Origin of the sequence: uncultured Brachyspira sp., assembly GCF_944388875.1 — a bacterium.
GTDB lineage: Bacteria > Spirochaetota > Brachyspiria > Brachyspirales > Brachyspiraceae > Brachyspira.
Genome location: NZ_CALXKQ010000029.1, coordinates 26,003 through 35,380, shown reverse-complemented (window position 1 = coordinate 35,380; position 9,378 = coordinate 26,003). Strand labels below are relative to the sequence as shown.

Annotated in this window: 9 protein-coding genes and 1 pseudogene; 4 read left to right on the top strand and 6 right to left on the bottom strand. The window is 27.6% G+C overall.

Going from position 1 to position 9,378, the window contains the following annotated elements; genetic code table 11:
* Positions 1-372: hypothetical protein (locus Q0J69_RS12730; protein WP_297208137.1), on the bottom strand; the 372-nt coding region annotated here is incomplete at its 3' end.
* Between the two features lie 202 nt (positions 373-574).
* Between Q0J69_RS12730 and Q0J69_RS12725 the strand changes: the two genes are divergently transcribed.
* The gene (locus tag Q0J69_RS12725; RefSeq protein WP_297208135.1) at positions 575-1,738 is read left to right on the top strand and encodes an NAD(P)-dependent alcohol dehydrogenase; all 1,164 of its coding nucleotides are present in this window, start codon (positions 575-577) and stop codon (positions 1,736-1,738) included.
* An 80-nt stretch (positions 1,739-1,818) separates the two neighbouring features.
* On the opposite strand, the gene Q0J69_RS12720 is transcribed toward Q0J69_RS12725, so the two are convergent.
* The 5 genes and pseudogenes from Q0J69_RS12720 to Q0J69_RS12700 form a co-directional block, all read right to left on the bottom strand.
* Positions 1,819-2,346: a ferritin family protein gene (locus Q0J69_RS12720; protein WP_297208134.1), complete on the bottom strand. Its 528-nt coding sequence runs from the start codon at positions 2,344-2,346 to the stop codon at positions 1,819-1,821.
* A 91-nt stretch (positions 2,347-2,437) separates the two neighbouring features.
* Positions 2,438-3,187: a hypothetical protein gene (locus Q0J69_RS12715; protein WP_297208132.1), complete on the bottom strand. Its 750-nt coding sequence runs from the start codon at positions 3,185-3,187 to the stop codon at positions 2,438-2,440.
* A gap of 90 nt (positions 3,188-3,277) precedes the next feature.
* Complete coding sequence (locus Q0J69_RS12710; RefSeq protein WP_297208130.1) at positions 3,278-3,919, bottom strand: class I SAM-dependent methyltransferase; 642 nt, start codon at positions 3,917-3,919, stop codon at positions 3,278-3,280.
* Positions 3,920-3,948: 29 nt separating this feature from the next.
* Positions 3,949-4,974, bottom strand: a complete 1,026-nt coding sequence (locus Q0J69_RS12705; protein WP_297208128.1) for an aldose epimerase family protein — start codon at positions 4,972-4,974, stop codon at positions 3,949-3,951.
* Between the two features lie 114 nt (positions 4,975-5,088).
* A pseudogene (locus tag Q0J69_RS12700) lies at positions 5,089-6,552 on the bottom strand (hypothetical protein); the annotation flags it as partial.
* A 346-nt stretch (positions 6,553-6,898) separates the two neighbouring features.
* Between Q0J69_RS12700 and Q0J69_RS12695 the strand changes: the two are divergent.
* The 3 genes from Q0J69_RS12695 to Q0J69_RS12685 are packed head-to-tail and all read left to right on the top strand — an operon-like array spanning position 6,899 to position 9,339.
* Positions 6,899-7,222: a metalloregulator ArsR/SmtB family transcription factor gene (locus Q0J69_RS12695; RefSeq protein ID WP_297208127.1), complete on the top strand. Its 324-nt coding sequence runs from the start codon at positions 6,899-6,901 to the stop codon at positions 7,220-7,222.
* 22 nt (positions 7,223-7,244) lie between these two features.
* Positions 7,245-8,312, top strand: a complete 1,068-nt coding sequence (arsB, locus tag Q0J69_RS12690) for an ACR3 family arsenite efflux transporter (RefSeq protein ID WP_297208126.1) — start codon at positions 7,245-7,247, stop codon at positions 8,310-8,312.
* Between the two features lie 16 nt (positions 8,313-8,328).
* On the top strand, positions 8,329-9,339 hold the full coding sequence (locus Q0J69_RS12685) for a permease (RefSeq protein WP_297208124.1): 1,011 nt from the start codon (positions 8,329-8,331) through the stop codon (positions 9,337-9,339).
* Positions 9,340-9,378: the final 39 nt, after the last annotated feature.

The window sequence follows — 9,378 nt, the reverse complement described above, 5'->3', positions numbered from 1 at the left end:
TTTATTTGCTGGCTTCGGCTCTACTCCATATATTGCTATGTTCGCCTCGACAATAATAAACAAATAAATAATTTTATTTGCTGGCTTCGGCTCTACTCCATATATTGCTATGTTCGCCTCGACAATAATAAACAAATAAATAATTTTATTTGCTGGCTTCGGCTCTACTCCATATATTGCTATGTTCGCCTCGACAATAATAAACAAATAAATAAATTTATTTGCTGGCTTCGGCTCTACTCCATATATTGCTATGTTCGCCTCGCATATAATAAGCAAATAAATAATTTTATTTACTAGCTTTGGATTACTCTTTATTATTGCTATGTTCGCCTCGCATATAATAAACATCCGTATTAATGCTATGTTCATAATTATTTGTAAGCCAAATTATTATTTATAACTATTATATACCCATATTAAGTATAATATATACAACCTATCATTTTTAATAAAGTTGTATTTTTACTTACAAATCTGTATAAAAACTAATTATATTAAAATTATATATAGAATTTAGTTACATAATATAATATAATTTAAAATATAATTATAAAATGGAGGTAATGAAACAATGAAGAAATCCGTATTCATAACAATTGCAGCAATATTATATATTCTTTCAAGCAATAATTATTCCAATGCTCAAACTGCACAAATTAATATTGATGAAAATGGAAGAGTAAAATCAAGAGGATTTGCTGCAATTTCATCAGCAATGGAATTTAAATATCATGAGTTTACAAGACATCCAATAGGGAAAAAGGATGTTCTAATAGAAATATATTATGCTGGAATATGCCATAGCGATATACATGTTGTAGAAGGCAAATCAAGCAGTACTCCTTTAGTTGTTGGACATGAAATAGTAGGAAAAGTTGTGTATGTTGGGGATGAGGTTACAAAGTTTAAGGTTGGAGATTTTGCTGGTGTTGGATGTATGGTTAATTCATGCAGAAGATGTGAAAGCTGTTTGGATAATCAGGAACAATATTGCTGGAACAGAGCAGTTTATACTTATGGTTCAAGGGATAGATTTCATGGAAATGAAATTACTCAAGGAGGATACTCTGATAATATAGTTGTTTCAGAAGATTTCGCTATACTTATACCCAAAAATGCACAATTAGATAAAACAGCTCCTCTTCTTTGTGCTGGCATTACAACTTATTCTCCAATAAAAGCAATGAATGTAAAAAAGGGAGACAGAATAGGCATAGCTGGTTTCGGGGGGCTTGGTTCTATGGCTGTAAAATATGCAGTTAAATTGGGTGCTGAAGTTACAGTTTTTGATATAACAGAGGATAAAAGACAAGACGCTATAAATATGGGGGCTGTTAAATATGTTAATGTAAATAATGCCAATGAATTAAAAAATGTTAATAACAGTCTTAATTATATAATAAGTACTATACCTGCTTATTATGATGTTAATATGTATATGCGTATGCTCAAAAGAGGCGGAACTATGTGTCTGCTTGGGCTTCCTAGAAGTTCAAAAATGCCTACGCTTACAGCTATGATTGGTCAGCATGGAAGTAAAAAATTATTCGGCTCATTAATAGGAGGAATAAAAGAAACTCAGGAAATGCTTGACTATTCGGTAGAAAATAATATATATCCAAATGTGGAGATAATAAAAGCAGAAGCTCAGACAATATCGAATGCATATAGAAATGTAATTGACGGAAAAGTAAAATTCAGATATGTAATAGATATGAGAACCATTTACAAATAATAAAAAATATAAATATAATAAAAGGCTTTCTATTGTTAATTAAATGGAAAGCCTTTTTATAATATAATAAAGATATTTTATTACTTATATTCTATAAATAACTGTTTATCTCTTCCGCATATAGGACATTTATCAGGTGATTCATTAGCTTCTACATATCCGCAAGTTTCACATAAATAATATTTATCATCTATAGGTTTATTATTTTCTAAATTATTTAAAGCTTTAGTTAATAAGGCATTATTGGATTTCTCTGCTTTAATTATATAATTAATTACATTTACAGCTTCCTTTTGATTATCTTTATCTGCTGTCTTTAATAATTTAGGATACATTTCTCCATATTCATAAGAAGTCATTGATAAAGCAGATTTTAAATTATCAATATCATTACCTACAGCAGGATTTAAAACATTAGCCTTTAAAATAGTATCCGTTATTCTTTCCTCAACTGCAATGCTGTATAATGTATTAGCATGCCAAGATTTTGAGTCAGATATAGCCTGAAACAAATTGATTAAAGCCTTATTTTTTGAAGCGGCAGAAAATTTTGCATAGGCAAAAGAAGAATTAATATCATAATCATAAGCCTTGGATAAAGCATCCAAAGTATTTGTCTGTGAATATAAAAATAAACTGAAAAATATAACAATAATAAATATATTTTTTAATATAGAATTTCCTCCGACATTTTATAATTTAACTTCCAAAATTTAAAGCAATTTCTAAACTGCTAAGTCCATATTTATTTATAAAACTGCTGAATAATGGAGCTCCTAATTGACTGTCTATATAGTTTATATCATAAAATATACCAAAATCGTATGTAATATTAACTCCAAATAAAAAAGCAACATACTCATTAAAATAAAAATAATCATCAATCTGCAATTTTATATACGGTATAATAGGGTAAGTAAAATTTTTATTTATATCATTAAAAGAAAGTTTTTTGTCATCTCCTGTGCTGTCAATATAACTTGCTGCAGATCCTCCGAAAGGTATTTTCATGCCAAAACCAATACCTATGCTTAATATAGTTTTTATATTATAATCAGGACTTATTGAAGTTAACCAATCTTTTAAATCTATATTAAATTTAGGCATTACACCAACTAATAAAGTATCAAAAGACAGTGTATCTTTAAAATTCATAGAAGAATAATAATATGATGCTGAAAAAGTTTGTCTGTAATATCCAAGCTCTGTTAAAAGACTTATAGAATATTTTCCGTCATTTATAGAAAACTTATGCCCAAAATTCCCTATAACTCCAGCAGAAAAACTGCTGTTTCCCTTAATATTATTCACATTAACATTTTTTGTATCTAAAATAGGAAATGTTAATGTAAAAGATAACGGAGCGTATATACTGGCTTCAAATTGTGAAAATAAAACATTTGCAAAAAATAATAAAAATGATGCTGTTATAAAAAATAATTTTTTCATTTTTAGCTTCCTTATAATTTGTTGATTCATAAGAATTTTTAGTTTAAACTATTTTTATTTCTTAATTATGCCGCCCAAGCTTTTATTACATTAATCCTTCAAAAAATCTATAAACACAGAAAAATCATTAGATAGATACTCATCAGATATTTTTATTTTGCATTTTAAATCTAAATCTTTCACAGTATCGCAAACCATTTTAAATATTTCATCTTTTTTATAATAGTAATATTTATCACCATATTTTTCCTTGCATGAAATATCAAGAAGATTAAAACATACGCCTTTTCTAGCAGCGATTAAAAAATTCTTTACAGCATTTGATAAAAACTCTTCATTGTTTCCAAGATTAAGATTAAATATTCCAGAAGAATATATATAATCAAAATCATCTTCTATATCAGAAGTTTTAAAAAAATCCAAAGTCATAAATTGCGGAGTAATATTCTTAAAAACTTTCTGCTTTGCCCTATCAACCATTTCCTGTATTATATCAACCCCAATATAATAAAGCTCAATATTTTGCTTATCTATATATTCAGCTAAATTTCCAAGTCCGCATCCAACATCAAGCAAAACAGATTTTCTAATATCAAAATGTTCTAATAATGCCTTAAATCTAGTTTCCTGAGCATCCTGAGATTCCCAATCTAATACTTGATAATCAGGTATATTAAGGTCTTTCACTTTTTCTATATAATGTTCTATTATAATTGATTTTTTATTGTTCATAATGTAAATACTTCCAAAATATTTTTTAATTATTTTAAATCTAATTTATATATTGTTTTATGATTATAATTTCTATCAGCATCAAATATTATACTAGGAAAATGCGGAAAATTCAAAGAAGCTGGTAAAAATTCTGTTTCAAAACAAAATGCATTATGCCTATTCAAAACAGTATTTCTAACTTCTCTATTATCAAGCATATTGCCAGAATAAAAATGCATTGACGGTTTAGTGGTATATAATTCTAAACTTATACCAGTCTTTTCACTATAGCATGAAGCTCTAAGTTTATTTAAATTATCGCTTATATTTCTGTTCGATAATATATTCTTTTCATTGAAAATAAAACAGTTATCATAACCATTTGCTTTTTCTATATCAGCACATATTTTTTTAGTTTTAGTAAAATCAAAAGGAGTATTTTCGGTTTTTAATATCTCGCCGCTTGATACGCATTCATCAGTTACAGGAAGATAAAATGAAGAATCTATAAATAAATCATGATCATAAATAGTACCTTCCCCATTAAGATTCCAATAAGCATGATTAGTGAAATTAAGAGGAGTAGGTGCATTAGTTTTAGAAAAGTATTCTATTACTATTTCATTATTATCAGTTAAAGTATAAACAATATTTATACTCACATCAGCAGGATATCCCTCTTCTCCAGATGGTGAAAAATAATCAAATGATACAGAATTGCTGCTTAAAACATTGGAATCAAATTTTTTAAAAGAAATTCCTTCTGTCCCTCCATGAAGATGATGTTTATTGTTGTCATTTTTAACTAATTTATAAGTTTTGCCGTCAAGAGTAAACTCAGCATTAATTATTCTATTAGCAACCCTTCCGACAGAAGCTCCTATATAATCATGAGGATTTAAATAAAATGAAGGCTCATCGCTTCCAAATGAAACCTGAACTTCATTATTATTCTTATCATTAAAAAATACGCCTGTTATAGATGCTCCTATATCGGTTAATCTTAATACCATATTGTTTTTATTTTTCAATTCATATACAAGATATCCATTGCCAAAATTTTTAATTTGCATATTATCTGCTCCGTATAATTAATGCTAAATTATATCATTATATAATATAATTTCAATTTATAAAAAAAGGCTGTCAAATAAATGACAGCCTTTATAATTAATATATCATTTATTTTATGACAATACAGTAACATTCAATACCAAGAATATACAGCAAGCTAAGAACATTGCAGACATGAATTTCCAATTGACTTTAACCCAATCTGTATAACTAATATAAGCAACGTGAGTACATACCATAACAGCTATTGAAGTAGGCATTATCATATTTGCCAAACCTATACCCATTAAATATACATTTATAATAACAGGACTAGAAACACCCGCAAACAAAGCCATAGAATTCATTATTGACATAGTAGCTGCCGCAAGTCCGCTAGTACTGGATATCAATACTCCCATAATAAAATAGAATACTAAACTAACTATTACAAATAATACAGGTGATAAACTGCTTAATGTTGTTTCTCCAAAATGAAGTATAGTAGGAGTAATCATACCTTGATCCATTATAACTTGTATCCCTCTAGCAAAAGGAACTATAAATGCAGTAGATACAACACCAGCAGCACCTTTTATTATTAAATCTATTATTTTATTTATATCATAACCCAATATCTTACCTGATACCAAAGAAGATACTAATAACATCATTGATACTTCATTAAAATACCATTGACCAAAAGGAACCATGCTCTTACCTAATACTGTACCAATAAATGGAAGTCCTGTTAAAAATGCCGTAATATCTTCAAATATTGTAAAATGTTCATTCAATGATGTCCATGGTATCAAAGAAATCATCATCAAACCAAATGTAGAAGCAAATATTATTAATATTATTTTGTGTTTCGTTGTCATCTCTAGGTTTTCATCTTCAGAAACAGGAAATGCTTTAAGGTTTTCTTCTTTTCTGTAGTATTGAGTAGATTTTTCAGGATTTTCTCTAACCTTTTTAGCATATAGGCATATATAAAAGCATGTAATACCTACAAAAATAACAAACATTAATACTCTTACTAATAAACCATCTCCAGGACTTATACCTGCTATATCTGATGCAATACCAACAGCAAAAGGATTGATAATAGAAGTTAAACATCCTACTTGAGTACCAAATATAATAATCATAGCACCAACCATCGTATCAAGACCTAATGCTAATATGAAAGGCATTATCATAAGCAAATATACAAAAGCCTCCTCATAGCATCCTTCTATTGTTCCTAATAATGCCATTATAGTAACCAGAATAATTATAAGAATATTTATATTATTTTGATATTTCATTGCTATTCTTTTTAAAAATATCTTTATAGCTCCAGAACTATCCATTATCTCCAAAAAACTTCCGAACATCATTATATTTAATGAAATAATAATTGCTCCAGCTACACCTTCTCCTCCTACCATGCCTATAAATGGAGCTATTAATACATCCCATAAACCTTGAGGATTAGATTCCTGAGCAGTATATGTTCCAGTAATAAATCTTCCTTCTTCATTTACCTGATAGCTTCCGCCAGGTATAACCCAACTCAGTACAGCAACCAATATCATAGCAAAAAATATTATGACATAAGTATTAGGGGCTTTTTTTTCTTTTTTTTATCCCATATATCCTCCGATTATTTATAAAATATTACTGACAGTAATATTAAAATAACATATATTATTATTAATAGTTATACTTTTACAATTATAAATAATATAATATAATTTTAATATACTATTATATCATATAATCTAGTATATGAATTTTGCAACTATTGTCAATATGTATTATAAAATTATGATTTCTAAAATTTTATTACAAAATTACATATATTTTTTATAATATATTGACAAATTTCGATATGTTTGCTATACTATATATCGATATATTTCGATATATTACATAAACTAAAATAAAACAGGAGATTAAATGCAGAATTATAAGAATAATGCTATAGTATTTAAAGCATTATGTGATGAAAATAGACTTAAAATATTGGAAATGATAAAAGACGGAGAGATATGTGCGTGCAAGCTATTAGAAGAATTAAAAATAGTGCAGTCTACATTATCGCATCACATGAAAATACTTTGCGATTCAAAAATAGTTAATGGAAGAAAGGAAGGAAAATGGACTTACTATAGTTTTAATGAAGAAGGAATAATAAAAGCAAAAGAATTATTGAATTATTATACAAGCATAGTATCTGATAAAAATGCCGAAAGCACAGAAAAATGCAAATGTGAAAAATAATTTTAAGGATGGATAAAATAAAATGGGAAGTAAAAATATTATAGACAGCAGCAATAATAAAGAAGCAATTGGGTTTTTCCAAAAATATTTAACATTATGGGTATTTATATGCATGATTATAGGCGTATTGATATCTAAATTCATGCCAATAATACCAAGCACATTAAACAAATTTGAATACGCAAATGTTTCTATACCAATAGCAATATTAATATGGATTATGATATACCCTATGATGATGAATGTTGATTTTGAAAGCGTAAAAAATGTTACAAAAAATCCAAGCGGACTTTTTATCACTTGGATTGTAAATTGGCTTATAAAACCTTTTACAATGTTTTTTATAGCATCATTTTTTTTCTACACAATATTTAAAAATATAATACCTAACGAATTGGCAAAGGAATATTTGGTTGGTGCTGTTCTGTTAGGTGCTGCTCCATGCACTGCAATGGTATTTGTATGGAGTGCTTTAACAAATGGAAATCCGTCATACACAGTGGTTCAGGTAGCAACAAATGATTTAATAATACTCATAGCATTTGTTCCTATAGTAAAATTTTTACTAGGTATATCAAATGTTACAGTACCTTGGGATACTCTATTTTTATCAGTTGTATTATTTGTACTTATACCGCTAATAGCTGGTATTATTACAAGAGTGTATATATGCAATAAGAAAGGTATAGAATATTTCAGCAATATTTTTATTCACAAATTTGACAACATTACAATAATAGGATTATTATTAACATTGATATTATTATTTAGTTTTCAAGGAAATGTAATATTATCAAATCCTATTCATATAATTTTGATAGCAATACCTTTAATAATACAAACATTCTTGATATTCTTTATATCTTATATTGCCAGTTATTTATTAAAACTACCTCATAATATAGCAGCACCTGCAGGAATGATAGGAGCTTCAAATTTTTTTGAACTTGCGGTAGCTGTAGCGGTATCATTATTCGGAGTAAACTCTGGTGCGGCACTAGCAACTATTGTAGGAGTATTAGTAGAAGTACCTGTAATGCTTACCTTAGTAAAAATAGCAAATGCAACTAAAGTAAAATTTAAAAAATAGATTTAGGAGATACAAAATGCAAACTATAAAATCAATATTTGTTTTTATACAGGATCAAATAATATCTATGAAATGGCTAAATACATTGATAGGCAATATATTAAATAATTTTGCCTTATCAGAAACAATGAAAGGAGTTATACAATTTTTTATTTATGATGTTATAAAAATATTTGTTTTGCTCTCAGTATTAATATTCTGTATATCATATATTCAAAGTTACTTTCCTCCAGAGAGAACAAAAAAAATATTAAGCAGGTTTAACGGCATATCAGCAAATATACTAGCTGCACTTTTCGGAACAGTTACTCCTTTTTGCTCATGCTCTTCAATACCTCTATTTATAGGATTTACTTCTGCAGGCATACCCATTTCTATGACATTTTCTTTTTTAATATCTTCGCCTCTTGTAGATTTGGCTTCTCTAATACTTTTATCAAGCGTATTTGGAATGAAAATTGCAATTGCTTATGTTGTTGTAGGATTAGTACTAGCCGTTGTGGGAGGAACTTTAATAGGCAAATTAAAAATGGAGAGATATTTAGAAGATTTTGTTAAAAATATAAAATCCAATGCTGATATAGAAATATCTAAAATGACTAAAAAAGATAGATTAATATATTCAAAAGAACAGGTAATTCAAACTATAAAAAAAGTTTATTTATATATTTTCATAGGTGTAGGAATAGGTGCTTTTATACATAATGTTATACCTGAAGCATGGATAAATACAATACTAGGAAAAAATAATTGGTATTCTGTTCCTTTAGCAACTTTAGTGGGAATTCCAATGTATGCTGACATATTCGGAACACTCCCTGTAGCTGAAAGTTTATTTTATAAAGGTGCAGGTATAGGTACTATTTTATCATTTATGATGGCGGTTACTGCTTTATCTCTTCCGTCAATTATTATGATAAAAAAGGTTGTAAAAATGCCTCTTCTTATTTTCTTCGTTGGTATAGTAACTTTGGGAATAATAATTATTGGATATTTATTTAATAATTTCTATTTCTTATTAGTATAGATAATATATAATAAATAAAAATATAAAAAAGGAGATTAA

Coding starts and splice junctions, on each gene's coding strand:
- Q0J69_RS12725 (WP_297208135.1), top strand. CDS start 575: ATGAAGAAATCCGTATTCATAACAATTGCAGCAATATTATATATTCTT.
- Q0J69_RS12715 (WP_297208132.1), bottom strand. CDS start 3,187: ATGAAAAAATTATTTTTTATAACAGCATCATTTTTATTATTTTTTGCA.
- Q0J69_RS12710 (WP_297208130.1), bottom strand. CDS start 3,919: ATGAACAATAAAAAATCAATTATAATAGAACATTATATAGAAAAAGTG.
- Q0J69_RS12705 (WP_297208128.1), bottom strand. CDS start 4,974: ATGCAAATTAAAAATTTTGGCAATGGATATCTTGTATATGAATTGAAA.
- Q0J69_RS12695 (WP_297208127.1), top strand. CDS start 6,899: ATGCAGAATTATAAGAATAATGCTATAGTATTTAAAGCATTATGTGAT.
- arsB (WP_297208126.1), top strand. CDS start 7,245: ATGGGAAGTAAAAATATTATAGACAGCAGCAATAATAAAGAAGCAATT.
- Q0J69_RS12685 (WP_297208124.1), top strand. CDS start 8,329: ATGCAAACTATAAAATCAATATTTGTTTTTATACAGGATCAAATAATA.